Source organism: Xanthovirga aplysinae (genome assembly GCF_009711365.1).
Lineage (GTDB): Bacteria > Bacteroidota > Bacteroidia > Cytophagales > Cyclobacteriaceae > Xanthovirga > Xanthovirga aplysinae.
The window spans coordinates 1-629 of the sequence record NZ_SMMB01000190.1; the positions used below are offsets into that span (position 1 = coordinate 1).

The 629-nt window shown below is 32.3% G+C and carries 1 protein-coding gene; it reads left to right on the top strand.

The window, feature by feature from the left end; all coding sequences use genetic code 11:
* Positions 1–136: 136 nt before the first annotated feature.
* The coding region (locus E1171_RS00360) for a lantibiotic dehydratase (protein WP_222931287.1) at positions 137–629 on the top strand (493 nt) is incomplete at its 3' end.

A 629-nucleotide genomic window follows, 5' to 3' on the forward strand; every position in this document is an offset into this window, starting at 1 on the left:
AACCAGAGGCAAACATTTGGACTGAAGATAATTCTCTTCTTTTAGGAACTGCAGGTATTGGTTTAACTTATCTGGGACTCACAACGGGAAGAGAATATAAATGGGACAGATGTTTTTTCTTAAGTTAGATAATAATATGATTTTTTCGAATGATTTACTAATAAGGGTTCCTTCATTACCCGCGCAAACTAATTTCAGTGAAGAACAAATTAAAACTAATTTCGGCCGTAAAGAAAGCTTGGAGGCAATGTATATTTCCAGTAAAGATGTATACAATAATATATCCAAATGGTTAAATAAAGAGTTAGGGGAGAAAGAGGCAGTTCGTCTGTTTATTACTTTATATAAGTATAGCTTACGAATGGCAAATAGAAGCACCCCTTTTGGACTTCTAGCCGGAATAGGATATGCTAAATGGAATGATTCTAACACTGAAATCTTAGTGAAAGAATTTGACTTGAGGAAAAAGAGCACTAAAATCGATTCATATTACCTAAGCTTAATACTAAGGAAAATTGAGGATCATCCGGAATACAGGAATCATATCAATTATTACCCTAATAATACAATATGGGAAAATGATTCAAAAATTCAGTTTACGGAATGGATCATTAAAAATGAAAAAAAAA